Annotated in this window: 25 protein-coding genes; 19 read left to right on the forward strand and 6 right to left on the reverse strand. The window is 70.7% G+C overall.

What is annotated here, in order from left to right; translation table 11 throughout:
- Nucleotides 1-79: 79 nt before the first annotated feature.
- Together BXA11_RS24810 and BXA11_RS24815 are read left to right on the forward strand one after the other, a co-directional pair.
- A complete protein-coding gene (locus BXA11_RS24810; RefSeq protein WP_030510423.1) occupies nucleotides 80-697 on the forward strand; it encodes a DUF47 domain-containing protein in 618 nt (205 codons plus the stop codon).
- A complete protein-coding gene (locus BXA11_RS24815) occupies nucleotides 698-1,696 on the forward strand; it encodes an inorganic phosphate transporter (RefSeq protein WP_030510422.1) in 999 nt (332 codons plus the stop codon). It abuts the gene before it with no gap.
- Nucleotides 1,697-1,751: 55 nt separating this feature from the next.
- On the opposite strand, the gene mshD is transcribed toward BXA11_RS24815, so the two are convergent.
- Nucleotides 1,752-2,642, reverse strand: a complete 891-nt coding sequence (mshD, locus tag BXA11_RS24820) for a mycothiol synthase (RefSeq protein WP_076438333.1) — start codon at nucleotides 2,640-2,642, stop codon at nucleotides 1,752-1,754.
- Between the two features lie 130 nt (nucleotides 2,643-2,772).
- On the opposite strand from mshD, the gene BXA11_RS24825 reads away from it, so the two are divergent.
- Nucleotides 2,773-4,566: a bifunctional metallophosphatase/5'-nucleotidase gene (locus BXA11_RS24825; RefSeq protein WP_076438336.1), complete on the forward strand. Its 1,794-nt coding sequence runs from the start codon at nucleotides 2,773-2,775 to the stop codon at nucleotides 4,564-4,566.
- Nucleotides 4,567-4,620: 54 nt separating this feature from the next.
- On the opposite strand, the gene BXA11_RS24830 is transcribed toward BXA11_RS24825, so the two are convergent.
- Nucleotides 4,621-5,328: a winged helix-turn-helix transcriptional regulator gene (locus tag BXA11_RS24830; RefSeq protein ID WP_030510419.1), complete on the reverse strand. Its 708-nt coding sequence runs from the start codon at nucleotides 5,326-5,328 to the stop codon at nucleotides 4,621-4,623.
- Nucleotides 5,329-5,575: 247 nt separating this feature from the next.
- On the opposite strand from BXA11_RS24830, the gene BXA11_RS24835 reads away from it, so the two are divergent.
- The 11 genes from BXA11_RS24835 (at nucleotide 5,576) to BXA11_RS24885 (ending at nucleotide 12,383) form a co-directional block, all read left to right on the forward strand.
- Nucleotides 5,576-5,824 carry a MoaD/ThiS family protein gene (locus BXA11_RS24835; protein ID WP_030510418.1) on the forward strand — a complete coding sequence of 83 codons (249 nt, stop codon included), beginning with the start codon at nucleotides 5,576-5,578 and terminating at the stop codon, nucleotides 5,822-5,824.
- Between the two features lie 40 nt (nucleotides 5,825-5,864).
- Nucleotides 5,865-6,545 carry an LmeA family phospholipid-binding protein gene (locus BXA11_RS24840; RefSeq protein WP_030510417.1) on the forward strand — a complete coding sequence of 227 codons (681 nt, stop codon included), beginning with the start codon at nucleotides 5,865-5,867 and terminating at the stop codon, nucleotides 6,543-6,545.
- 61 nt (nucleotides 6,546-6,606) lie between these two features.
- Nucleotides 6,607-7,119 carry a sigma-70 family RNA polymerase sigma factor gene (locus tag BXA11_RS24845; protein ID WP_030510416.1) on the forward strand — a complete coding sequence of 171 codons (513 nt, stop codon included), beginning with the start codon at nucleotides 6,607-6,609 and terminating at the stop codon, nucleotides 7,117-7,119.
- Complete coding sequence (locus BXA11_RS24850) at nucleotides 7,116-8,063, forward strand: anti-sigma factor family protein (RefSeq protein WP_076438339.1); 948 nt, start codon at nucleotides 7,116-7,118, stop codon at nucleotides 8,061-8,063. The genes BXA11_RS24845 and BXA11_RS24850 overlap by 4 nt, the downstream gene beginning before the upstream one ends.
- A gap of 138 nt (nucleotides 8,064-8,201) precedes the next feature.
- The gene (locus tag BXA11_RS24855; protein WP_231514065.1) at nucleotides 8,202-8,567 is read left to right on the forward strand and encodes a TlpA family protein disulfide reductase; all 366 of its coding nucleotides are present in this window, start codon (nucleotides 8,202-8,204) and stop codon (nucleotides 8,565-8,567) included.
- Between the two features lie 173 nt (nucleotides 8,568-8,740).
- Nucleotides 8,741-9,151, forward strand: a complete 411-nt coding sequence (locus BXA11_RS24860; protein WP_076438341.1) for a DUF4395 domain-containing protein — start codon at nucleotides 8,741-8,743, stop codon at nucleotides 9,149-9,151.
- Entirely contained in the window at nucleotides 9,148-9,987 is an 840-nt protein-coding gene (locus BXA11_RS24865; RefSeq protein WP_076438343.1) for a sulfurtransferase, read from the forward strand. Before BXA11_RS24860 ends, BXA11_RS24865 begins: the two co-directional genes overlap by 4 nt.
- Nucleotides 9,987-10,286, forward strand: a complete 300-nt coding sequence (locus BXA11_RS24870) for a DUF1416 domain-containing protein (RefSeq protein WP_030510411.1) — start codon at nucleotides 9,987-9,989, stop codon at nucleotides 10,284-10,286. Before BXA11_RS24865 ends, BXA11_RS24870 begins: the two co-directional genes overlap by 1 nt.
- 113 nt (nucleotides 10,287-10,399) lie before the next feature.
- On the forward strand, nucleotides 10,400-10,627 hold the full coding sequence (locus BXA11_RS24875) for an AbrB/MazE/SpoVT family DNA-binding domain-containing protein (RefSeq protein WP_030510410.1): 228 nt from the start codon (nucleotides 10,400-10,402) through the stop codon (nucleotides 10,625-10,627).
- Entirely contained in the window at nucleotides 10,617-11,051 is a 435-nt protein-coding gene (locus tag BXA11_RS24880; RefSeq protein WP_076438347.1) for a type II toxin-antitoxin system VapC family toxin, read from the forward strand. The genes BXA11_RS24875 and BXA11_RS24880 overlap by 11 nt, the downstream gene beginning before the upstream one ends.
- 30 nt (nucleotides 11,052-11,081) lie before the next feature.
- A complete protein-coding gene (locus BXA11_RS24885; RefSeq protein ID WP_143734503.1) occupies nucleotides 11,082-12,383 on the forward strand; it encodes a hypothetical protein in 1,302 nt (433 codons plus the stop codon).
- Here BXA11_RS24885 and BXA11_RS24890 read toward each other — a convergent pair.
- Genes BXA11_RS24890 through BXA11_RS24900 form a run of 3 tightly spaced genes read right to left on the reverse strand, consistent with a single transcriptional unit; the run spans nucleotide 12,337 to nucleotide 14,581 of the window.
- On the reverse strand, nucleotides 12,337-13,251 hold the full coding sequence (locus BXA11_RS24890; RefSeq protein ID WP_076438352.1) for a hypothetical protein: 915 nt from the start codon (nucleotides 13,249-13,251) through the stop codon (nucleotides 12,337-12,339). The two genes, BXA11_RS24885 and BXA11_RS24890, sit on opposite strands and share 47 nt — an antisense overlap.
- Nucleotides 13,248-13,925 carry a DUF4352 domain-containing protein gene (locus BXA11_RS24895; protein WP_076438355.1) on the reverse strand — a complete coding sequence of 226 codons (678 nt, stop codon included), beginning with the start codon at nucleotides 13,923-13,925 and terminating at the stop codon, nucleotides 13,248-13,250. The genes BXA11_RS24890 and BXA11_RS24895 overlap by 4 nt, the downstream gene beginning before the upstream one ends.
- Nucleotides 13,925-14,581, reverse strand: a complete 657-nt coding sequence (locus BXA11_RS24900; protein ID WP_076438357.1) for a hypothetical protein — start codon at nucleotides 14,579-14,581, stop codon at nucleotides 13,925-13,927. The genes BXA11_RS24895 and BXA11_RS24900 overlap by 1 nt, the downstream gene beginning before the upstream one ends.
- A 145-nt stretch (nucleotides 14,582-14,726) precedes the next feature.
- On the opposite strand from BXA11_RS24900, the gene BXA11_RS24905 reads away from it, so the two are divergent.
- The 5 genes from BXA11_RS24905 to BXA11_RS24925 all read left to right on the forward strand — a co-directional run bounded on the left by BXA11_RS24905 (nucleotide 14,727) and on the right by BXA11_RS24925 (nucleotide 22,530).
- Nucleotides 14,727-16,661, forward strand: a complete 1,935-nt coding sequence (locus BXA11_RS24905) for a hypothetical protein (protein WP_076438359.1) — start codon at nucleotides 14,727-14,729, stop codon at nucleotides 16,659-16,661.
- Nucleotides 16,662-16,787: 126 nt separating this feature from the next.
- On the forward strand, nucleotides 16,788-19,877 hold the full coding sequence (locus tag BXA11_RS24910) for an ATP-binding protein (RefSeq protein ID WP_076438362.1): 3,090 nt from the start codon (nucleotides 16,788-16,790) through the stop codon (nucleotides 19,875-19,877).
- Between the two features lie 33 nt (nucleotides 19,878-19,910).
- Nucleotides 19,911-20,465: a DinB family protein gene (locus BXA11_RS24915; RefSeq protein WP_076438364.1), complete on the forward strand. Its 555-nt coding sequence runs from the start codon at nucleotides 19,911-19,913 to the stop codon at nucleotides 20,463-20,465.
- Nucleotides 20,466-20,558: 93 nt separating this feature from the next.
- Complete coding sequence (locus BXA11_RS24920) at nucleotides 20,559-21,833, forward strand: MurT ligase domain-containing protein (RefSeq protein ID WP_030510401.1); 1,275 nt, start codon at nucleotides 20,559-20,561, stop codon at nucleotides 21,831-21,833.
- On the forward strand, nucleotides 21,823-22,530 hold the full coding sequence (locus BXA11_RS24925) for a type 1 glutamine amidotransferase (RefSeq protein ID WP_030510400.1): 708 nt from the start codon (nucleotides 21,823-21,825) through the stop codon (nucleotides 22,528-22,530). The genes BXA11_RS24920 and BXA11_RS24925 overlap by 11 nt, the downstream gene beginning before the upstream one ends.
- A 21-nt stretch (nucleotides 22,531-22,551) precedes the next feature.
- Here BXA11_RS24925 and BXA11_RS24930 read toward each other — a convergent pair whose 3' ends face one another.
- Nucleotides 22,552-22,914, reverse strand: a complete 363-nt coding sequence (locus tag BXA11_RS24930) for a DsrE family protein (RefSeq protein ID WP_076438367.1) — start codon at nucleotides 22,912-22,914, stop codon at nucleotides 22,552-22,554.
- Nucleotides 22,915-22,955: the final 41 nt, after the last annotated feature.

The following is a 22,955-nucleotide window of genomic DNA, read 5'->3' on the forward strand; positions in this document are numbered from 1 at the left end:
GTGTGGCCTGAACTTCGCATTTCCACTGGTAAGCCGTACCCTTCTCTGCGGACCGTCCCCGCACATCTGGAGAAACGACGTGCGCCTGCGTCTCACGCCCCGTGAGGACAGCTACTACGACTTGTTCGCCGACTCGGCGAACAACCTCGTCACCGCATCGCGTCTGCTGGTCGAGATCATCAGCGACGGTTCGGACCGGGAGGGTCTGGCCGAGAAGATGCGCGCCTGCGAACACGCGGGCGACGAGCGCACTCACGCGATCATGAACCGGCTCAACGAGAGCTTCATCACGCCCTTCGACCGCGAGGACATCTACCGCCTCGCGTCGAATCTCGACGACGTGATGGATTACATGGAGGCCGCCGCCGACCTGATCGTCCTCTACCAGATCGACCACCTGCCCAAGGAGGTCGTACGCCAGGTGGAGGTCCTCGAACGGGCCGCCGAGCTGACGGCGGACGCGATGCCGCGCCTGCGCTCGATGCAGCACCTCAACGAATACTGGATCGAGATCAACCGGCTCGAGAACCAGGCCGACCAGGTCTACCGCAGGCTGCTGGCGAAGCTGTTCAGCGGCGAGTACGACGCCCTCACCGTCATGAAGATGCGCGAGGTCATCGAGCAGCTCGAGCTCGCCGCCGACGCCTTCGAGCACGTGGCGAACACGATCGAGACGATCGCGGTCAAGGAAAGCTAAGTGGAGCTCGCGCTTGTCATCGGCGTGATCGTCATCGCGCTGGCGTTCGACTACACGAACGGTTTCCATGATGCGGCGAACGCCATCGCCACCTCCGTCTCCACCCGGGCGCTGACACCCCGGGTCGCACTCCTCCTCGCCGCGGTGATGAACTTCATCGGCGCCCATCTCGGCACCGAGGTGGCCCAGACCGTCGGCAAGGGGATCATCGACGCTCCGAACGGCACCAGCGGACTGCTCATCGTGGGTGGCGCACTCATCGGAGCGATCGTCTGGAACCTCATCACCTGGTATTTCGGCCTGCCGTCGTCGAGTAGTCACGCACTGATCGGCGGGCTGGTCGGCTCCGCCCTGGCCGCCAGCGCGACCGTGCACTGGTCGGGAGTGGTGGAGAAGGTCGTCATCCCCATGATCCTGTCGCCTGTCATCGGGTTCATCCTGGGCGGCATCATCATGATCATCCTGCTGTGGCTCTTCCGCAAGTCCAACCCGCACCGCACCAGCCGGGGGTTCCGATACATCCAGCCGGTGTCGGCGGCCGCCATCGCGCTCGGCCACGGGCTGCAGGACGCGCAGAAGACGATGGGCGTGATCTTCCTGGCGCTCGTCGTCGGCGGATACGCCTCCCCGGAGGGCGGCATTCCCGAGTGGGTCATCACGGCCTCGGCCACGGCGATCTCGCTCGGCACCTACTCCGGCGGCTGGCGCATCATGCGGACGATGGGCAGGCGGATCATCCACCTGGACCCGCCGAGCGGTTTCGCGGCCGAGACGGCCGCGTCGTCGGTCCTCTACACCGCCGCCATCGGGTTCGGCGCCCCGATCTCGACCACGCACACCATGACCTCCGCGATCATGGGTGTGGGCGCCACGCGGCGGCTGTCGGCCGTGCGGTGGGGCATCGCCGGCAACATCGTGACCGGGTGGGTCCTGACGATCCCGGCCGCGGCCGTCGTCGCGGCGCTCGGCTACTTCCTCCTCAACCTCATCCTCGGATAGAGACGTTCTCCATCCGAAACGGGCCGGCCCCCGAAGGGGACCGGCCCGTCGGCGTTCAGCGCCGGTACATCACGTCGGTCTTCCATCGGGTGAACCCGAGCGCCTCGTACAGCCGGACAGCCGCGGTGTTCTCCTCGTCCACGTAGAGCATGACCTGGGCGAGGCCGAGCGCGCGCAGGTGTTCGAGCCCCGCGAGCGTCAGCGCCCGGCCGAGGCCCGTGCCGCGCTCGCCGGGCGCGACTCCCACCACGTAGACCTCCCCGATCGGCTCGTCGCCGCCGTGCACCTTGGTCCAGTGGAAGCCCGCCAGCGTGTCTCCCCGTACGGCGAGGAAGAAGCCGGCGGGGTCGAACCACGGCTCCCGCTCCCGCAGTTCGAGGTCGGCAGGCGTCCAGGAGCCCTGCTCGGGGTGGGTGGCGAAGGCCAGCGCGTTGAGCGCCAGCCACGCCTTCTCGTCGCGTCCGGGCTCGAACGTGCGCAGCCGTACGCCCTGGGGGAGGGCGGCGGCGGGCAGGGGCTCGGACAGCGGGCGGCGCATCTGCCACAGGGAACGCACCCGGGCCAGGCCCGCGCTCGCGGCGAGACTGGCGGCGCCGGGCAGGTCGCCGTGCGCCCACAGGCGCAGCCTGCCCCCGCTCGCCTCCAGCGCCTCGCCCAGCAGCCGCCGGCCCAGGCCGCGCCGGCGGAAGGCGGGATGCACCACGAGCTCGCCGCTCGGCCCCTCGACCGGGTCCGCAGGATCCAGGTGGGCGAAGCCCGCGACGTTCCCGTCCTCGTACAGCAGCACGGCTCTCGCGCCCGGCTCGGCGCCGTGGCGCACCTGAAGCATCACGTGCTCGTTGACCGGACCGACACCATCGGCCTCGGCGGCCGCCTCCACCAGGGCGAGCACCGCCGCCACCTGCTCGTCGTCGAGCCGTTCCGTGATCTCCACGCGTACGTCCATGTCTGGCACGATAGGTGAAGGCCCGGCGATCTCCCTACCGGGCTTCGGCAATAGACGCCATGGGTTCACCCCCTGAATCGTTATCTTTGCGCCATTTCCCGCTTAGATCCCGGCTCTACTGTCGGAGGTCATGACCCGAGCATCCCTGACGCGACTGGCCATCGCCGGCGCCGCAATGGTCGGCGCCGCGGCCCTCACGATGGGCACGGCAGCCGCATCTCCCGGTCCCAAGCCTCCGAACCCCCCCAAGCCTGACAAGCCCGGTCCCTCCGTTCCCATCCGGTTGCTGACCATCAACGACCTCCACGGCAACCTGGAGCCCCCGACCGGGTCCAGCTCCCGGATCCTCGACCCGAACGGCGCGAACACCGACACCGACGGCTCGCTCACCGGCATCGCCGGCGCGAAGTACTCGATCGCGGGCGGCGCGTCCTACCTGGCCGCCCACCTCAAGCAGCTGCGCGACCCCAACACCCTCCTGGTGGCCGCGGGCGACCTCATCGGCGCGTCGCCGCTGCTGTCGGCCGCCTACCACGACGAGCCGACCGTCGCCCTGCTCGACAAGCTCGGCCTCACGACCTCCTCGGCCGGCAACCACGAGTTCGACGAGGGCATCGACGAGCTCAACCGCATCATGAACGGCGGCTGCCACCCGGTCGACGGCTGTTCCCCGGCCGGCGAGTGGAAGGGCACGAAGTTCGACTACCTCGGGGCGAACGTGCTCAAGGAGAGCAACGGCGACTACGCCCTGCCGCCCTACTTCGTCAAGAAGATCCACGGGGTGGACATCGGCTTCATCGGCCTGGTGACCCAGACCACCCCGAACATCGTCACCGCCGCCGGCATCAAGGGCCTGAAGTTCACGGAGGAGGTCGCGGCGGCCAACAAGGTGTCGAAGAACCTCGCCAAGCGCGGGGTCAAGGCGCAGGTCGTGCTGGTCCACGAGGGCGACAACATCACCCCGAACCAGGACCCCAGCTCGTGCCCGGTCGTCCCCGGCAACGGCTCGCGGATCGCCACCGGCCTCGACCCGCAGATCGACCTGGTCATCAGCGGCCACAGCCACCAGGCGTACGTCTGCAAGGTGAAGGACCCGGCCGGTCAGGACCGCGTCTACACCCAGGGCTCGTCGTTCGGCCGTGCGATCACCCAGATCGACTTCCGGATCGACCGTAAGACGAAGGACGTCATCCGCTCCAGCGTCGTCGCCAAGAACAACGTGGTGACCCGCACCGTCACCCCGGACGCCGACACCGAGGCGTACATCAAGACCTGGCAGGAGCGGGTCTCGACCGTCGCCAACAAGCAGATCGGCACGATCACGGCCAACATCGGCCGTGGCAGCAACGTGGGGGAGACCCCGCTGGGCGACCTCATCGCCGACGCGCAGCTCGAGGCGACCAAGGACGGCGGCAACGCGGAGATCGCGCTGATGAACCCGGGCGGCGTCCGCACCGACCTGAGCTACGCGCAGAGCGGCTCCGAGGGCGACGGCGTCGTGACGTACGGCGAGGCCTTCCAGGTGCAGCCGTTCAACAACCTCATGCAGGTCGTCACGCTCACCGGGGCCCAGCTCAAGGCGCTGCTGGAGCAGCAGATCTGGACGGTCGACCCGGCGACGGGCGGCATCACCCAGCGGATCCTGCAGCCGTCCTCGTCGCTGACCTACACCTTCGACACGACGAAGCCGGTGGGCTCGCGGGTCTCCGACATCAAGATCAACGGCACCGCGGTGACCGACACCCAGCAGATCAGGGTGGCCGCCAACAACTTCCTCGTCGGCGGCGGCGACGGCTTCACCGTCTTCACCCAGGGCGCGGACCTGTGGAGCGGCCCGCTGGACATCGACGCGTTCGTGGCCTACATGGGCGCGCACTCGCCGATCGCCCCGCCGGCCACCGGCCGGATCAACCTCATCCGGTGATCGCGCGGTAATCGCAAAAACAGCGGCGGCCCGTCCCCCTTCAGGGGCGGGCCGTCAGCGTCTGGCGGGTTCTGCCTCGTTCTGCTCGCCGCGGTCGGGGACGAAGCGGTAGCCGACGTTGCGGACCGTTCCGATGAGCGCCTCGTACTCGGCGCCGAGCTTGGCCCGCAGGCGCCGTACGTGCACGTCCACGGTGCGGGTGCCGCCGAAGTAGTCGTAGCCCCAGACCTCCTGCAGCAGCTGGGCGCGGGTGAAGACCCGGCCCGGGTGCTGGGCGAGGTACTTCAGCAGCTCGAACTCCTTGAAGGTCAGGTCAAGCGCGCGCCCGCGCAACCGGGCCGTGTACGTCGCCTCGTCGATCGACAGGTCGCCGCTGCGGATCTCGTCGGGGACCTCGTCGGCGGCGGCCAGCGACAGCCGTCCTACCGCCATCCGCAGCCGGGCCTCGACCTCCGCCGGCCCCGCGGTGTCGAGGATCACATCGTCCGCACCCCACTCCGCCGTCATCGCCGCGAGGCCGCCCTCGGTCACGATCACCATCAGCGGACAGGTGACGCCGGTCGTGCGCATCAGCCGGCACAGGCTCTTGGCCTGCACGAGCTCGCGGCGCGCGTCCACCAGGATGGCGTCCGCCGGGGGCGTGTCGATCAGCGCGGAGGCCTCGGCGGGCGCGACCCGCACCGAGTGCAGCAGCAGTCCGAGTGCCGGGAGCACCTCCGCCGACGGCTCCAGAGCGTTGGTCAGCAGGAGCAGATTGCTCACATGAGCCTCCTCGCACCATGTCGGCTCGGCGCCGTTTGCAGCACTGGAAACCGCGACAGCCGTACAAACACGTAAGGACCCGGGGGCCACATCGCCCGAGTCCATTAATTCGTAGGGTAGCCCACACGAAGTTTGCGTCCAATGTGCGTCACCCGTGTGAACAACACGTCACGTGGTTTACCGCCGTAACGTGACGGTGACGGAGAGCTTCCGCAGGGTGATGCGAAAGTGAGGGGAGCGGCACGTCATGGCCAGGGGAACCATCCGTTACTGGGCGGCGGCCAAGGAGGCCGCCGGCGTGCCGGAGGAGCCGTTCGACGCCGAGACGCTGGGAGACCTGCTCGCGGGGATCTCGCGGAACCCGGCCGTCGAGCGCGTGCTGCGCCGGTGCTCCTTCCTCGTCGACGGCGCGCCCGTCGGCACGCGCGATCCGGCGACGATCGACCTTCCGGAAGGTGGCGTGGTCGAGGTTTTACCCCCCTTCGCCGGGGGATGACGCACTACTCTGATCGCAAAGGCGCCTTCGGAGGGGTCGGATGCGCAAGTTGGTCGTGGCCGTGGCCCTGCTGGCCATCGTGCTCGTCGTGCTCGACCGGGTCGCCGTGGTCGGGGTGCAGCGTGAGATCGCCCGCCAGATCGAGGCCAAGTACGACCTCGCGGAGGCCCCCTCGGTGCAGGTCAAGGGCGTGCCGTTCCTCACCCAGGCCATCTCGGGCCGATACGAGGAGATCAGCATCGGCATCGGGAAGGTGGAGCGGGAGGGCGTCCAGCTCGAGCGCATCGACGCCACCTTGTACGGTGTGACCGCCCCGCTCTCCGACCTGATCCAGAACGCCGCGACCACCGACATCAGGGCCGACCGCGTGACCGGGACCGTGGTCATCTCCAGGCAGACACTGTCGGCCCGCGCGCCGCGCGGCATCAAGGTCGAAGGTACGGGCGACGACGAGCTCCGCGTCTCCGGCAACGTGCCCGTGCTCGGAAACCAGGTGCCGATCACCGCCGACATGAAGATCCAGGTGGTCCAGGGCGCGATACGGCTCACGCCCACGAACGTGAAGATCGCCGGCGGCATCCCCGTGCCGAACCCCGAGCGGCTCATCTCGTTCACCGTGCCGGTGAAGAACCTGCCGCTCAACCTCAGGATCACCCGCGTGAAGTCGACGAGCGAAGGGCTCGCGGTCCAGGGCACCGCGTCCGATGTCCCCCTCCGATGAGGTCCCGCGTGACGATGGTCACACCGCCGAACCGTCGCGTCCCGGCGTACGTGATGAGGGTGTGAGTCCAGCCGGAACCGCCGACGAGGAGCTCATACGCGCACTTTGGGAGGATCACGGAGGGCCGCTGTACGGCTACGTGCTGCGGTTGACCGGTGATCCGGGCAGGGCGGAGGACGTGGTGCAGGAGACGCTGCTTCGGGCCTGGCGGCATCCCTCCGGGCTCCAGGGACGCCCTGTCCGCGCATGGCTGTTCACCGTCGCCCGCAATCTCGTCGTCGATCAGCACCGGGCCCGCAAGTCCAGGCCGCCGGAGACGGGAGACGAGGCGCTCGCCGTGCTGCCCGCCGACGACGAGCTGGAACGCGCCGTCGAGTCGTGGGGGGTGGCGGAGGCGCTGGCCTCGCTCAGGGCGGAGCACCGCGAGGTGCTTCTTGAGACGTACTACCGGGGGAGATCGGTGAAGGAGGCGTCGGAGATCCTCGGCATCCCGCCGGGAACGGTGAAGTCGCGGACCTACTACGCCCTCCGGGCGCTGAAGCTCGCCCTGGAGGAACGGGGGCTTGCACCATGACCTGCGAGGAGGTGCGGATCTCGCTCGGCTCGTACGTGCTGGGGGCGCTCGACGCCGAGGAGACCGCCGAGGTCGAGGCCCACCTGGACACCTGCGCCGCCTGCCGGGCGGAGCTGTCCGAGCTGTCCGGGCTGCCGCCGCTGCTGGCCCGCGTGTCGGCCGAGGACATCGAGCGCGCCGCCGCGCCGCCGCGCGCCGTGCTCGACGGCGTCTTCGCGGGTGCGGCGGCGAGCGAGCCCGCGCCTGTGCCCGAGACCGTGGCCGTGGTTGCGGCGCCCGCGCGGCGCGGACGCCGGTCCCGCGTGCTGCTGGCGCTCGCCGCGTCCGTCGTCGTCGCGGCCGTAGGAGGCACGGCGTGGGTGTCGGCGGCGCAGAGGGGGGCGGAGTCCACGGCGGCGGCCCCGGCCCAGGCGAGCCGGGCGAGTCAGGGAGAGATGGCCAAAGGGCACGCGGCCCCGGACGAGGCTGCCCAGGATCAGCCGGCGCAGGATCAGTCGGCGCAGGCGCTCGTGGAGCCCTTCGCCGCCCAGGAGTCGCCCGCGCCCATGTCCTCGTCCATGCCCTCGGCCACGGCGTCCGGCGGGGCCGTGGCGAGGAAGGTCGAGCCGTCGCGCGCCGAAGCGCCCGTCACCGCGTCGCCCGTGCCGTCCGAGGCGCGCGGAAGCAGCGGCGACGTACGGATCGTCGTGCGGCTCGTGCCTCACGACGGCGGGACACAGGTCGTCGCCAGGGTCGCCGGCGTCCCGGCGGGCACGGTCTTGACGTTGCGCGCGGTCGCCAAGGACGGCGCGGTCTCGACCCTCGGCAGTTGGACCGTGGGCAGGGGCGAATTCCGCGGTCAGAAGATGGTCCTCGAAGGCTCGACGGCGCTGCGCCCCGGCCAGATCGACCGGATCGAGCTCGCCGACTCCGCCGGTCGCGTCCTGGCGACCGCCAGGCTGTGACCTGGCCGTGATCCGGCGCGGGAATCGACCGCACCGGGCGTAGGGTTGCAGACGGTGATGGCAGGGATCGCGACCCTCGTGGCCACGCTCGTTCTGGGCGTGGTCTTCGGGCTGCTCCTGAGACGGCGCGACGGAAGGATGCGGGTCGTGGAACACGCCCTCGTGACGCGTGGTGATCTCGGCGCCGACCTTGGTGAGCGCGCCACGCTGGTGCAGTTCTCGACCGCGTTCTGCCAGCCCTGCCGCGCGACCAGGCGGGTCCTGGACGAGGTGGCCGGCATGGTCCCCGGCGTCCGGCACGTGGAGATCGACGCGGAGTCGCGCCTCGATCTGGTCAGGCGTTTCGACGTGTTGCGCACCCCGACCGTGCTCGTCCTCGACGCGGCGGGCAACGTGGTGAAGAGGGCGTCCGGCCTGCCGCGCAAGGCCGATGTCATCGCCGCGCTCGGCGCCGCCGTGGACGGCGCGTCTCACGGTCCGTCTCAACCATCGGACAAGGTGTGACAGATGCCGAGACGGAAGGTACTGTCGTGGTCATGACTCCCACGACAGAGCTGCTCACGAAGCGGCGCGCGGTGGACTTCTGCCGCGTCGCGACATCGCTCTGTCGCATGGCCTGAGGGTGATTCCTGCGGCTTCGTGCCGCGTCCAAAGAATCCTTCAGGAGCATCCCCACGATGCAGATCGACCCTCGTGGCCCGCGTTTCGGCGCGGCGGTGACAAGTGTGGTCCTCGCGGTCGTACTGGTCACTCAGAATCCCTGGTTGCTCGCCGCGCAGGCGGTCGTCTTCGCGCTCGGCGCCGCTGACGCGTCGCCGTACGGGCTGGTCTTCCGCCGGTTCGTGCGGCCGAGGCTGGGCCCGCCGGCCGAGACGGAGGACGCGGCGCCGCCGCGGTTCGCGCAGGCCGTCGGGCTGGGGTTCGCGGTGGTGGGACTGATCGGATTCGTGACGGGGATCACCGCACTGGCCTTGGGTGCGACAGCAGCGGCACTGCTGGCCGCCTTTCTCAACGCAGCGTTCGGCTTCTGCCTGGGCTGCGAAATGTACCTGCTTATTCGCCGTCTACAACCTGGGAGAATCCAATGAGCCGCTCCGCCGTTCTGGTGGACGCCGACTGGGTCGAGGCCAACCTCGACTCTCCGGGTGTCGTGCTCGTCGAGGTCGACGAGGACACCAGCGCCTACGACAAGGGTCACATCCGCGGTGCCGTGAAGATCGACTGGAGGACCGACCTGCAGGACCCGGTCCGCCGCGACTTCGTCGACAAGGCCGGCTTCGAGGCGCTGCTGTCGTCGCGCGGCATCGCCAACGACGACACCGTCGTCCTGTACGGCGGCAACAACAACTGGTTCGCCGCCTACGCCTACTGGTACTTCAAGGTCTACGGCCACGCGAACGTCAAGCTGCTCGACGGTGGCCGCAAGAAGTGGGAGCTGGAGTCCCGCGAGCTGGTCACGGACGTCGTCGAGCGCCCGGCCACGCAGTACGCGGCCCAGGAGCCCGACAACGACATCCGCGCCTTCCGCGACGACGTCGTCGCCGCGATCGGCAAGCAGAACCTGGTCGACGTCCGCTCGCCCGACGAGTTCACCGGCAAGCTGCTCGCCCCGGCCCACCTGCCGCAGGAGCAGGCGCAGCGCGGCGGCCACGTGCCCACCGCCCGCAACATCCCGTGGTCGAAGGCGGCCAACGACGACGGCACCTTCCGCTCCGACGACGAGCTCCGCGAGCTCTACTCGGGCGCCGGCGTGGACCTCTCCAAGGACACCATCGCCTACTGCCGCATCGGCGAGCGCTCCGCGCACACCTGGTTCGTGCTGCACGAGCTGCTCGACCAGCCCAACGTCAAGAACTACGACGGTTCGTGGACCGAGTACGGCTCGCTCGTGGGCGTGCCGATCGAGCTGGGGGAGGCCCGCTGATGACCACGCAGGGTTGCGCTGCTCCTGAGCAGACCGTCGCGCTGCCGGCCGGCATCGACCTGTCCAACCAGGCCGTGATCCAGGGCGTCGTCTCCGGCGCCGGCACGGCGTACGCCCGCCTGCTGGACCACAGCGGCGAGTTCACCGGTGAGGTCGTCGTCTCCGACGAGGGCATCTTCCGCTTCTTCGCCGCGCCGGGCCAGTGGACCGTCCGCATCATCGCCGGCGGTGGCGTCACTAAGGACGTCCCCGTCGAGGCCAAGCTCGGCGAGGTCGCCCAGCTCTCGGTCGCCGTCTGATCCACCGCTTCACAGAAGGCCGGTGCGTTCCCGCGAACGCACCGGCCTTCTGCGTTTTCCTGTGGGCGGCTAGTATTACGTGCTACTTGTAATACGTGATGGGGACGAGCGCGATGCGACTGAACAGCAAGGGACAGGTGACCATTCCCGCCGAGATCCGCGAGAAGTACGGCCTGCACCCCGGCGACGAGGTCGACGTGATCGAAGTGGGCAACACCCTGCGGATCGTGCGCCGGGAGAGCAGCAGCACGCGCGGCCGGCGGGCCGCGCAGCGACTTCGTGGCAGTGCGACGACGTCCATGACCACTGACGAGATCATGGGACTGCTGCGTGACGAGTAGCACTCTGCGTGTCGTCCGCGAGCAGGCCACCCTCGTGGATTCCTGCGTTCTGCTCGACGTCGCCACCGACGACCCCAAATGGGGGGCCTGGTCCGCCGACGCCTTGGCTCGGACGCTGGACGAAGGACGGCTGATCCTCAATCCGGTCGTGTACTCCGAGGTGTCGGTCGGCTTCGCGAGCATCGAGAGCCTCGACGAGGCGTTGCCGCCCGAGGACTACGAGCGTGAGGACGTGCCCTTCGAGGCGGCTTTCCTCGCGGGCAAGGCATTTCTCGCCTATCGCAAGCGCGGGGGTGAGAAGAGGTCACCGCTGCCCGACTTCTTGATCGGCGCGCACGCGGCGGTGCGGAAATACCGGCTACTCACCCGCGACACCACCCGATATCGGACCTACTTCCCCACAGTCGAGCTCATCGCTCCGTAGGGAGGAGCGAGAGCCGATAGCATGCGGCAGGTGTCCGGAACGTCCGCACTTGCCGCCCCTCGCCCCTCCTGGACGCTGTCACCGTACGCGTTGCCGCTGAACGCCCTGCGGATCCTCGCCAAATGCGCCCTGCCGTTGATCCTCTGGTTCTCCGCCGGACGGCTGGTGCGGTGGGCGCTGCTCCTGCTGGCCGCGACCGTCTCGCACGGCTCGTGGTATCAGGCCAGGCTGGTCCTGACGATGTTCCTCTTCACGCTCGTCGTGATGACGTCCCTCGCCACGACCGTCGGCATGCTGTACGTCGTCCGCGAGGCGCTGCAGGAGACCCAGGCCCGGCGCGCGGGAGGCGAGGCCAAGGAGAGCCTGTTCAACGCGCTCAACCGCACCGCGCTCGTCTTCGCCGGCATCTACACGACATGGAGCTTCGTCGCCGACGACGCCCGGGAGTTCGCCGGCATCGACATGATGCGGCAGCCGGACCGGTATGTGCTCGACGCCGGCAGCGGCGACGACAGCGGGGTGGCGGCCGGGCTGCTCAACCTCGATCCGAAGGTCTCCCTGGCGACGATGATCGTCGCCTACGTGGTCAAGTGGTACTTCGGCCGCCGCCACGAGGCGGGGGAAGGCCGCTTCTCCGGCGTGCTCGCCACGTTCGGGGAACTCGCTTTCGCGTTCTTCGGGATCAACGCGATCGCCGCCGCCGCGGGGGCGCGCTCCGACTGGATCGGTCAGCGGTCCGCCATCGCCGCCTGGCACGACTTCGCGGCCAACGCCGAGGAGAGCGTCCCGGGGTGGAAGCCGGTCGCGGAGTGGCTGGGCGGCGTCTGGCCGTACGTCATCGACGCCCTCGCCATCCCGCTCACGTGGCTGACGATCGGCATCCTGGTCTACGGCGCGTACGCGGAGGACACCCGGACCACGATCAGGGGGACGCGCCTGGAGCAGGCGGCGGTCCACCTGGAGCGCACCCACAACTGGACGCGTCTCGCCCTCGCGAAGCTGAGCGCCGGCTGGACCGCTCGATGGATCCCGCTGCTCAACTCCCTGCGCCTGACGGTGCGCGGGGGCGCCCCGCTGTTCGGGCTGTTCGCCCTCTGCTACGTCGGCCTGCACGTCGGCGGCGACTACCTCCTCAGGGCCGGTCGCTACCTCACCGCGAGCGAGGAGCCGTACCTGTGGTTCGCGACCGGTGAGCCGGTCGTCTACGTCGTGGACCTGGTCGTGACCCTGGTGACGATGTGCCTGATCGCCGCCACGTTCGACCTAGCCGCGACCCGCCGCAGGCTCACCGCCGGAACCGAAGAACATGATCGTTCTTCTCCTGCGAGGTGAAGGCGGCCTTCACGAAGTCTTCGGCGGACTGATCGGGCACGTCCCGGTAGGTGCTCGGCCGTAGGACGACCTCGACTTCGTCGGTCAGGGACGGCGGGACCACGCCCATCATCTCCAGCCGATACGGTGTGCCGATCTTGTTGTCCTTGACGTCGGGTGGCGTCTCGTTGTTCACCATCTCCACCTGCCACGTGCGCCCGGCTCGGTCGGTGAACCTGACCTCTACCGGCTCTCCGTGACGAATGGCGCCCTCGGCGTCGAGCGCGGTCCTGGTCGCCACGACCTTCAGCCACTGGCGGTCGGACCGCTCCGGCTTGCCGGTGGGATCCTTGATCTTCTCCACGGTCGCCCGCCACGACACGTGCTGCCAGACTGCCGCCTGGCCGGGCTGCACGACCTGGACGGTGTCGTCGGGGCGGCCGTACTTGTACGCCTGGTAGCCGAACACCGTCGGGGCGCCGGCGGCGAGCACGACGGACAGCACGGTTCCCCCCACGAGCAGGCCCGTACGCCGCTTGGGCGCTGTGGGCTCCTCTGCGGGCACTTCGGCGGGGGGCTCCGCGGGGGGCTCCGGGGATGGGGGAACGGGCGCGAGCGCCGCGGGAGGCGGCTGCCGGTTCGTCCGCAGCGCGGGGAAGGGCTGCGTGGACCTGTCCTCCCCTTCGGGCTCCAGAGGCGGCCACACACGCAGGTCCGTCGGTGGCTTCAGCGTGCCGGGGATGGGCACGGAGAGCGGAGCCGTCGGTATGGGCGCGGGAAGCGGGCCGCTGTAGGTGATGTCGGAGGGCTGCTCGGCCGGAGGAGCGAACCAGTCGCGGGCGTCCGGGCCGTTCCTCGGCGGGGTTCCGTCCATGGGCGTCTCGGTCATCGGCTCTCGCTCACGAGAGAGTGGTGGTCCTCCGCCTGTGAGATCAGCCGGCCGGCAGCGGCGCCGGACAGCCCCAGGTCGATCTGCGCCTCGGGCGCGTAGTTGTCGCTCACCAGCGGGCTTACGGGAGGGATGAAGACGAGGTCGGCGCCCGGCACCGCGTCTTCTGGCACTTCGAAGACGAGCAGCCCGCTGGACCAGAACCCGGGCTGGATGTACTTGTTGAACAGCGTCAGTGCGTCGTTGACCTTGTCCGTCGGCTGGTAGCGCCGGCCGTCCGCCGTCAGGAGGACGGGGGGACTGAGCTTGCTCAGCTTGAAAGGCTCGCGCGCGCTCGTCGCCGAGACGTCGATCAGGAGGAACAGGTTGCTCGTGGCCACCTTGGACACCTTGTTGGAGTAGTCCGTGGTGTCCACGGCGTGAGCGGCCGTGACCGACAGGGCCTTGACGGTGAAGCGCTTGGTCTCCACCGTCTCGCCGATCCGGCCTTTGTAGGTCAGATAGGAGGTGCGCTGCTCGAAGGACATCGAGAAGTTCTGCTGTGCGTAGACCGCCGCCGCCGCGAGCACGATCCCGGCCGCTCCTGCGGCGATCCGCCGCCCCACACCGCGCCGTGGCGGCTTCTTGCGCGCCGCGCGCCGCGCGGTGCGGCTCTCCACCTGGGTGACCGCCATCAGCTGCTCTCCTTCCGTACGGGAAGGGTGATCCGCGTGGCCACCTCGGGCTCGAAGGGGCCTTTGTCGTCCTTGTACGCGCCCGCGAGCATCCAGTCGTAGCCCTGGTTCATCAGCCCGAGTTGCTCGTACACGAACGAGCCCACGTCGAGGCTGATCTCCGGGGGCGCGGTCGCGGTGGGCTCGATTTCGTACTTCACCACGACCGTGGTGGTGATCCCGGGCTGCAGTTGGTGGCTCTCGACGCCGAGGCTGAGCACGGAGACCTCGGGGCCGTACTTGGTCTTGATCTCGGGGCGGGTCCGCAGGAGAGAGCCGGCGAAGGAGCCGAACGGCGAGTATTTCCCGGGGTCCGGCATGACGCCGACCGAGGCGGTCTCCTTGCCCATGTTGGTGACCTTGAGGACGAGCTCCAGGTAGCGCTTGTCGGTGCCGAAGTCGCCCTTCTCGGTGGTGTCGATCGCCTTGATGAACTGGGTGTGATACCGCCCCTGGTCGATCACGTCTCCGGGCGAGACCGTGGGCGGGGGCTTCTCCGGGGCCTCCTTGAAACCGCCGAGCGCGGCGGTGACGCCGATGCCCACCACGGCCAGCGCGGAGGCGACCGGGACGAGGACCGGGCGTCGTCGGCGGGCGCCATTGGGGGATGACGTCATGGCAAGCGATCGTAGTACGACCACAGTTGCCCCATTGGTCGCATTGGTTCGGTCCCCCGGCCGGAAATACGTCCGAATGGCGAGAAGCGCGCCCTGACAGGGCTTCCAGCTCCTACGCTGTGACCGAGGCGGACATGGAGGGCCCGTGGGCGACCCGCACCCGGAGCATGCCCAGTTGCAGGCGGATCGGATCTACCTGGGCTGGCAGTACGCACTGCTGTACCCCGATCCCGGGCCGCCGCCGAAGCGACCGGCCAGGGAGGACGTCACCGAGGCTCCCGTGGACACCGAGTGGGTCCACCGGGAGCGGCTGCAGAAGGACCTGCTCAACCGCCCGGTCAAGATCTTCCGTACGTTCATGGCCGTCGTGGCCGCGGGCATCCTGATCCTCGGCGTGACCGGCCTGCTCACCTGGTCGTTCGTGATGCTTGGCCTGGTCGCCGCGGGCGGTGTGGCCGCCATCTGCACCTACGCCATCCGGCAGGGCGACCGCGCGGTCAACGAGCGGCTCGACGAGCGCCGCCGCAAGGCGCTGCGGGAGCAGGAGCGCCGCCAGCGGGAGATCGTGACGGCCCAGGAGGAGCACGCCGCGAAATACCGCGACTGGGCCGAGAAGAAGAACCGCTTCGACCGGCAGATCACCTGGTATGCCGTGGCGGTGCCCGACGACATCGACCGGGTCGACGTGGCCGGGGGCACGCTGACCGGCTGGTCGGCGCTGGTCACGCTGATCGGCGCGACCCGGCTCTACAGCGGCGGCCACCTGACCGTGCTCGACCTGTCGGAGGGCGCGATCGCCAAGGACCTGATCGAGCTGGCGCGCAGGGGCGGGGACGACCCGCTCGTCTGGGTGCTCCCGGTGGACCTGCCCCGGCTCGACCTGGGTGCGACGCTCAAGCCCGAGGCGTTCGCCGACGTGCTCGCCCACGTGGTGAGCGTCAGCGAGGAGACCAGCAGGGACATCGGCTTCGACAACGCGATCCTGGAGCGCGTGCTGGAGGTCCTGGGCGAGAACGCGACGATCAGCCAGGTCACCGCCGCCCTGCGGGCGCTGGCCCAGGTGGGCGACCCGCGCGACGACATGAAGGGCGGCCTGCTCACGGCGTCGCAGCTCGAACGCATCGGCACGCTGTTCGGCCGGGGCGTGGCCGACCGGGTGGTCATCGAGCGGGCCTGGGCGCTGGAGTCGCAGCTGCGCAAGCTGGAGACGCTGGGCTCCCAGGCCGTACGGCTGCCGCCCGCGCGGCTGCGGGTGGTCAGCATGGACCGGCAGGCGGGGGTCTTCGGCAACCGGGTGCTCGGGACGTACGTCGCGACCGCGCTCACGCACATCCTGCGCCAGTCGCCGGCCAGCGAGCGGCCCTGGTATCACACGATCATCGTGGCGGGCGCGGACAAGCTGCGCGGCGACGTGCTCGACCGGCTCATGGACGCCTGCGAGACCTCGCGCACCGGGCTCGTGCTGACCTACCGCAGCCTCACCCCGACCGTGCGGGAGCGGCTCGGCCGGGGACACGCGGCGGTCGCGTTCATGCGCCTGGGCAACGCCGAGGACGCCCGGGTGGCCAGCGAGCACGTCGGCACCGAGCACCGCCTGGAGCTCGCCCAGCTCACCGAGACGTTCAGCACGGCGGTCAACGGCCCGAGCGGCTACTACACCTCCACCGTCGGCGAGAGCCGTACGGAGGGGGAGGACAAGAGCGAGGGCGACCTGCGCGAGGACATCACCGAGTCGACCGAGTGGGGGCGGCGCGCGCCCACCGTGGTCGACGGGGTCCTGCAGCGGTCACGCGAGTTCCTGGTCGAGCCGCACCAGCTCCAGCAGCTTCCGACGACCTCCGTGATCGTCACCTATTCGACGGCGGAGGGACGCCAGGTGCGCCTGGCGGACGCGAACCCGGCGATACTCACCTTCCCCAAGACGACGCTGGGGGAGTTCGAGGAGATCCGGCGGGCCGCTCTCACGCCCCCGGAGTCCGAGCCGGAGCCCGAACCGGAGCCGGAGGAGCCCGTGCTGCCCGATGTGCCGCCCAACCTCGGCCCGCCGCCGCCCCGCCTCGACTGGCGCAAGCGGTCATGACCGCCTCCGAAACGTCGTACGCGCCCATGACACCGTCCGCTGTCGGTAAGGGCATCGTCAACCGGGGTGTGCGGGCGTGATCGTTCGAGGAGTCTCTCCCCTGTTCGTCGTCACCTGAGGGGTCTGATGCAGCCGTTTCCCCTGAGCGGGCCGTGGTACCGGATTCAGGCGATCACCGCCCCATCGCGTAGTTCGTCCGCGGAGTGGGACTTCGTCACGGTGCTCCCCGCGGTCCTGTCCGCCGCGCAGCGCAACCGGCCGTTCGTCATCGGCTGGCTGTCGCGGGGTTCGGGTGCGCCGCTGGAGCTCATCACCAACGCGGGACCGCTCACACCGCCCAAGCCGCCAAAGCGGGCGGCGACCACGCCGGAGCCGCCGGTCACCGGCCCGCAGCCGCTGCTGTTCCCCGGCGGCGCACGCGGCGTGGAGATCGGCGACGAGTGGCTGGCCGACCTCGCCGACCTGGTGTGGACGCCGTGCCCCGGCCGTCAGGCCCCGCCGCTCTACGGCAGGCGCGAGCCGGAGCCCGACGAGACCAAGCGGCCCACGCTGTTCGAGTCGACGCTGGTCACGCTCATGTCCCGGCCGTTCGCGTGGGTGGTGGTCGCCGAGCCGACCGACCTGCTCGACGCCGAGGTGGCCCACCTGCGCACCCAGCTCAACGTGCTGCGCCAGTATGGCGACGCCTCGGAGCGGTCGCGGTTCGACGCCGAGCGGGCCGAGCGCAGGATGCAGGAGCTGGACGCCTTCCGCGAGGCGGGCCTGTGGAACGTCCGGGTGCTGGCCGGGGCGGCCGGCCCCGACGAGCTGCGCCAGATCGCGCCGGTGCTGGTCGGCTCGGTGGAGATGAGCCACCACCCCTACCGGCTGCGCAGCGCGATGTCGCTGCCCGCCCTGACCGGCGACGGCACCTGCGAGTCCGTGTACGGCTTCGGCGAGGCGCTGGCCGTCAACCTGCAGGACTCGGCCGACGGCGCGGCGGCGCCGTTCGCGGCGACGGCCGGGGCGCTCGCCGCGCTCGCCGGGCTGCCGCGCCGCGAGGTGCCGGGGGTCCGGGTGCTCGACGCGGGCTTCTTCGACGTGACGAGCGAGGCCGAGGTCGATGGGTCGGCGGAGACCGTCGACCTCGGCGCGATCGTCGACGGGCAGGACCGCGCCGTCGGAACCTTCCGGGTGCCGCTGGCCACGCTGAACCGCCACGCCTTCGTCACCGGCGCCACCGGCTCTGGCAAGTCGCAGACCGTGCGTCACCTGCTCGAGCAGCTCACCAAGGCGGGCATCCCGTGGCTGGCGATCGAGCCGGCCAAGTCGGAGTACGCCGCGATGGCCGGCCGGGTGGAGCACCTCGCGCCGCTGACCGTCATCAACCCCTCGGCGCCCGACAACGTGCCGATCAGCGTCAACCCGCTCGCGCCCGAGCCCGGCTATCCCGTGCAGGCCCACATCGACATGGTGAGGGCGCTGTTCATGGCGGCGTTCGACGCCGAGGAGCCGTTCCCGCAGATCATGTCGCTGGCGCTGCAGCGCGTCTACGAGGCCAACGGCTGGGACGTGGTCACCGGAGGCGGCATCCCGGGGGCCGCCGTGCAGCCGGCCGTGCCCACCCTGGAGCAGCTCCAGCAGCACGCGCTGGAGGTCATCCAGGAGATCGGGTACGGCAACGAGGTCCAGGCCGACGTCGAGGGTTTCATCAGCCTGCGCCTGCGCAGCCTGCGCGTCGGCAGCGCGGGCCGGTTCTTCGAGGGCGGCCACCCGGCCGACATCGGCGGCCTGCTCCAGCGCAACGTCGTGCTCGCGATCGAGGACGTGGCCAACGACGAGGACAAGGCGTTCCTCATGGGCACGCTGATCATCCGCATCGTGGAGCACCTGCGGATGCGCGCCCGCTCCGAACCGCGGGGCGAGGACGGCGCGGGCGGCCTGCGGCACGTCATCGTCATCGAGGAGGCCCACCGGCTGCTGCGCGACCGGGGCTCCCAGCGGGCCTCCACCCACGCCGTCGAGCTGCTGGCCGGGATGCTCGCCGAGATCAGGGCATACGGCGAGGGCATCATCGTGGCCGAGCAGATCCCCACCAAGCTCGTCTCCGACGTGGTGAAGAACACGGCGCTCAAGGTCGTGCACCGGCTTCCGGCCGAGGACGACCGGGCGCTCGTCGGCGCGGCGATGAACCTGAGCGAGGACCAGTCGCGCCAGGTGGTGTCCCTCCAGCCGGGCTTCGCCGCGGTGTTCGCCGACGGCATGGACCGCCCGCTGCGCGTCCAGGTGCCGCTGGGCGAGGACCGCGAGCGCGAGACGCTCGGCCCGGTGCCGCCGATCTGCGGGCGGCGTTCGGCCGCCTGCGGGCGCGAGTGCCGTACGGGGAAGGCGTGCACGCTGGTCGAGCTGCGCGAGGCCGACCTGCTCGCGGTCGCCCCCGAGTGGGCGTGGCTGCGGATCTGGACCGACACGGTCGTCCTGGCGTTCGTGACGAACCGGTCGCTGCCGGGCGTGCCGCGCGTGCTCGCCGACATCTGGGCGGAGCTGCCGGCCAAGCGGCGCGAGTGCCTGCTGGCCACGCTGGTCGAGCGGTCGGTCGCGCGCCGCGCCTGGTCGCTGCGGACGTGGTTCGATCCCGCGCTGCTCACCGAGAAGGCCGCCGAGGTCGCCGCCGGGCTGCTCGCGGCGGGCCAGGCGGACGGCGGGGAGAGCGAGCCGCCGATGCGGGCGGGTGAGCGGCCGGGCGCGGCCTGGGTGATCCCGCAGGTCCGCTGGCTGCACGAGGTGGACCGGCTGTTCCCGTTCGGGCATCCGGCGCCCAACCTGCGCAGCCCGGCCCCGGCGATGGAGTATCCACTGTTCGGCACCGACCCCGCCGGTCGCCCGTACCCGCACCAGGGGGTCAACGGCGCCGAGCCGGCCGAGGGCGGGGTCGCCGTCGGCGTGCGGACCGAACTGCTCGGCCACCGCGCCAAGGCGCTGCGCCACCACCCGCTGTCGATGGAGGTGGACCGCAACCGGGCCCTGGCCTGGCGGGTCATCCTGGGCGACGACGAGCACGAGGGCATCCAGCGCGACGTGACGACGGTCGCCATCGGGGTGGAGCCGCGCGAACGGGTCAAATACGTGGCCCAGACGATGAGTGCGGGCTGGGTGGAGACCGTGCTGTCCTGGCCGCGCCGGTTCGTCCTGCCGTTCGACGGCGACACCCCCGCGGAGCTGTCCTTCGGAGCGTGATCCCCCCAACTTCGTAAGGAGTCCCGAGAGCCCATGCCCGCCCCTCGTCTGCGGCGACTCGCGTCCCAACTCACCTGGCACTGGGAGCACCAGCTGCGGCCACGCCTGTCCGGCCTCACCGACGCCGAATACCTGTGGGAGCCGGTGGAGGGATGCTGGTCGATCCGGGCGCGGCCGGACGGCGCCTTCGCGCTGGACTGGGCGTTCCCGGCGCCCGACCCGGCGCCGCTGACCACCATCGCCTGGCGGCTGGCGCACATCGGCCAGACGCTCGCGCAGCGGGCCGACTTCCACTTCGGCGACGGCACGCTGACGATGGATCGGATCCGGTGGCCGGGGCCGACCGCGACCGAGGGGCTGGCCTGGCTGGACGGCGCGTACGCCGGCTGGACCGCCGGCCTCGCCGCGGCGGACGACGGCATGCTCACGCGGCGCAGCGACGGTCCGCCGGGGACGCTCGACGGCCGCTTCCCCTTCGCCGACGTGATCTTGCATGTGAACCGGGAAGTCATCCACCACGGGGCCGAGGTCGCGCTGCTCCGCGACCTCTACCGAGCCCGGCGGCCCGGTTCTCCCGGAACGGCGTAGGGCGGGCGGAGGCCGGCGGAGAGACGACCGGCGCGGGGGCACGGCGGGCACCGCTACGTCGGCGCAGGCTCCGGGCGCGGTTAGGATCTCGGCATGAGTCAGCTTCCGTTGCGGGCGCAGCTCGCCAGCGCCCTGGGCCGCACGGCCGCGACGCTGTCCAGGGCCACCGGGCGTGGCGACGGCTCGGTGATCGGCGGCAGGGTCGGCCTCATGCTGGAGCCCGACCTGCTGCGCAAGCTCGCGGCCGACCGCAAGCTCGTCCTGGTCAGCGCCACGAACGGCAAAACCACGACGACACGTCTGATCACCTCTGCGCTGCAGGAACTCGGCGACGTGGCGACGAACGCCTTCGGCGCCAACATGCCCGCCGGGCACGTGTCGGCGCTCGCCTCCAACAAGGACGCGCCGTACGGCGTGCTGGAGGTCGACGAGAAGTATCTCCCCGAGGTCCTCGACACCACCAACGCCGGCCTCGTCTGCCTCATGAACCTGAGCCGCGACCAGATGGACCGGGCGGCCGAGATCTGGCTGCTCGCCCAGAAGTGGCGCCGCGCCCTGGCCGGCAGACCCGTGCACGTGATCGCCAACTGCGACGACCCGCTGGTCACCTGGGGCGCGTCCACCGCCGCCCGGGTCACGTGGGTGGCGGCCGGGCAGCGCTGGCGCGAGGACTCCTGGTGCTGCCCCGAGTGCGGCGGCCCGCTCGACCGCTCCGGCTTCGGCAACGGCGGTCAGGGCCTCACCGCGGCACAGATGGCCGACACCAACTGGGCGTGCCGTGAGTGCACCTTCCGCCGGCCCGAGCCGAGCTGGGTGCTCGACGGGGAGTACGTGACCGATCCCCGGGGGCAGCACTGGCGCCTGGACATCCAGCTTCCCGGCCAGGCCAACCGGGCCAACGCCGCCGTGGCGCTGGCGGTCGCCGAGACCCTCGGCCTCGATCCGGCCAGGGCGCTGCCCAGGCTGCGGATGGTCACCTCCGTCGCCGGGCGCTACACGACCGTGGAGCGGGACGGCCGGTCGCTGCGGCTGCTGCTGGCGAAGAACCCGGCCGGCTGGCTGGAGGCGTTCGACGTCGCCGACCCGGCGCTGCCGATCATCCTGTCGGTCAACGCGCAGGGGCCCGACGGCCGCGACACCTCCTGGCTGTGGGACGTCGACTACCGCATCCTGCGCGGCAGGCCCGTCCTCGTCACCGGCGAGCGCCGCCTCGACCTCGCGCTGCGGCTGGCCGTGGCCGGGGTCCCCTTCCAGCTCTGCGACTCGTTCGAGCAGGCGGTGGGCCTTCTCGCGCCCGGCAAGATCGACGTGATCGCCAACTACACCGCGTTCCAGCAGATCCGAGCGGAGTTCGGCCGTGCAGTCTGAATTGTCCATCGTCTGGATCTATCCCGACCTTCTCAGCACGTACGGGGACCAGGGCAACGTCCTGGTGCTGGAGCAGCGGGCCAGGGCCCGGGGCATCCAGACCAGGACCGTCCACGTACGGTCGTCCGACCCCGTGCCGCAGCAGGGCGACATCTACCTGATCGGCGGCGGCGAGGACCGGCCGCAGATCCTCGGGGCCGAGCGGCTGCGCCGGGACGGCGGCCTGCACGCCGCGATCCAGCGCGGCGCCGCCCTCCTGGCGGTCTGCGCCGGCTATCAGATCATGGGCACGGTGTTCGGCGGCGAGGAAGGGCAGCCGGTGCCCGGCATCGGCCTGCTGGACATCAGCTCGGGACGGGGCGAGCGGCGCGCCGTCGGCGAGCTGGCCGCCGAGGTGGACCCCGCGCTGGGCCTGCCCACGCTGACGGGCTTCGAGAACCACATGGGCGTGACCAGGCTCGGCCCCGGCGTGCGCCCGCTGTCGCGGACCCTCACCGGCATCGGCAACGGCGACGGCACGGAGGGCTGCTACGCGGGCCGTGTCATCGGCACCTACCTGCACGGGCCGGCGCTCGCCCGCAACCCCGCGCTGGCCGACCTGCTGCTGAGCTGGGTGACCGGACCGCTGCCGCCGATCGAGGACAGCTGGTATCAGGCGCTGCGCGACGAACGCCTGCGCGCGGTGCTGCCGAGCTGACCCCCGGCGCATCCGGGCCGGTCAGTAGATCAGCGCCTGCACGCCCTCGCCCAGGGCCTCCTCGACGAACGTGGAGGCCCCGGCGATGCGCACACCGTCGATCACGTCGTCCACGGTGATGCCCCTGCGGGCGGCGCACTGGGTGCACAGCGTGACCCGGCCCGCGGCGAGCACGGCGTCGAGCAGGTCTTCCAGCGGGGCGGCCTCGGCCAGGGTGAACTCCTTGGCCCGGCCCGGCAGCGCGAACCACGAGGACTCGCCGGTCAGCCACAGCGAGACCGGGACGCCGCTCGCCAGCGCGGCCGCCGCGACCGTGAACGCCTGGTTGCAGCGCTCCGGGGCGTCCGCCCCCGCCGTCACCTTGATCACCAGTGATCGTGCCATGCTGCGAGCCTAGTCCGCCGGGGTCGCCGCCGTGCCGCCGC

The sequence above is a fragment of the Microbispora rosea genome (genome assembly GCF_900156315.1).
In the GTDB taxonomy this organism is placed as follows: Bacteria; Actinomycetota; Actinomycetes; order Streptosporangiales; family Streptosporangiaceae; genus Microbispora; species Microbispora rosea.

Excerpts from the sequence above, each read along its gene's own strand:
- BXA11_RS24895 (WP_076438355.1), bottom strand. The coding sequence starts at position 13,925 with ATGGCGGTCACCCAGGTGGAGAGCCGCACCGCGCGGCGCGCGGCGCGC.
- BXA11_RS24930 (WP_076438367.1), bottom strand. The coding sequence starts at position 22,914 with ATGGCACGATCACTGGTGATCAAGGTGACGGCGGGGGCGGACGCCCCG.
- BXA11_RS24890 (WP_076438352.1), bottom strand. The coding sequence starts at position 13,251 with ATGACCGAGACGCCCATGGACGGAACCCCGCCGAGGAACGGCCCGGAC.
- BXA11_RS24840 (WP_030510417.1), top strand. The coding sequence starts at position 5,865 with ATGCGCAAGTTGGTCGTGGCCGTGGCCCTGCTGGCCATCGTGCTCGTC.
- BXA11_RS24850 (WP_076438339.1), top strand. The coding sequence starts at position 7,116 with ATGACCTGCGAGGAGGTGCGGATCTCGCTCGGCTCGTACGTGCTGGGG.
- BXA11_RS24855 (WP_231514065.1), top strand. The coding sequence starts at position 8,202 with ATGCGGGTCGTGGAACACGCCCTCGTGACGCGTGGTGATCTCGGCGCC.
- BXA11_RS24900 (WP_076438357.1), bottom strand. The coding sequence starts at position 14,581 with ATGACGTCATCCCCCAATGGCGCCCGCCGACGACGCCCGGTCCTCGTC.
- BXA11_RS24915 (WP_076438364.1), top strand. The coding sequence starts at position 19,911 with ATGCCCGCCCCTCGTCTGCGGCGACTCGCGTCCCAACTCACCTGGCAC.
- BXA11_RS24865 (WP_076438343.1), top strand. The coding sequence starts at position 9,148 with ATGAGCCGCTCCGCCGTTCTGGTGGACGCCGACTGGGTCGAGGCCAAC.
- BXA11_RS24835 (WP_030510418.1), top strand. The coding sequence starts at position 5,576 with ATGGCCAGGGGAACCATCCGTTACTGGGCGGCGGCCAAGGAGGCCGCC.
- BXA11_RS24875 (WP_030510410.1), top strand. The coding sequence starts at position 10,400 with ATGCGACTGAACAGCAAGGGACAGGTGACCATTCCCGCCGAGATCCGC.
- BXA11_RS24910 (WP_076438362.1), top strand. The coding sequence starts at position 16,788 with ATGCAGCCGTTTCCCCTGAGCGGGCCGTGGTACCGGATTCAGGCGATC.
- mshD (WP_076438333.1), bottom strand. The coding sequence starts at position 2,642 with ATGGACGTACGCGTGGAGATCACGGAACGGCTCGACGACGAGCAGGTG.
- BXA11_RS24870 (WP_030510411.1), top strand. The coding sequence starts at position 9,987 with ATGACCACGCAGGGTTGCGCTGCTCCTGAGCAGACCGTCGCGCTGCCG.
- BXA11_RS24825 (WP_076438336.1), top strand. The coding sequence starts at position 2,773 with ATGACCCGAGCATCCCTGACGCGACTGGCCATCGCCGGCGCCGCAATG.
- BXA11_RS24920 (WP_030510401.1), top strand. The coding sequence starts at position 20,559 with ATGAGTCAGCTTCCGTTGCGGGCGCAGCTCGCCAGCGCCCTGGGCCGC.
- BXA11_RS24860 (WP_076438341.1), top strand. The coding sequence starts at position 8,741 with ATGCAGATCGACCCTCGTGGCCCGCGTTTCGGCGCGGCGGTGACAAGT.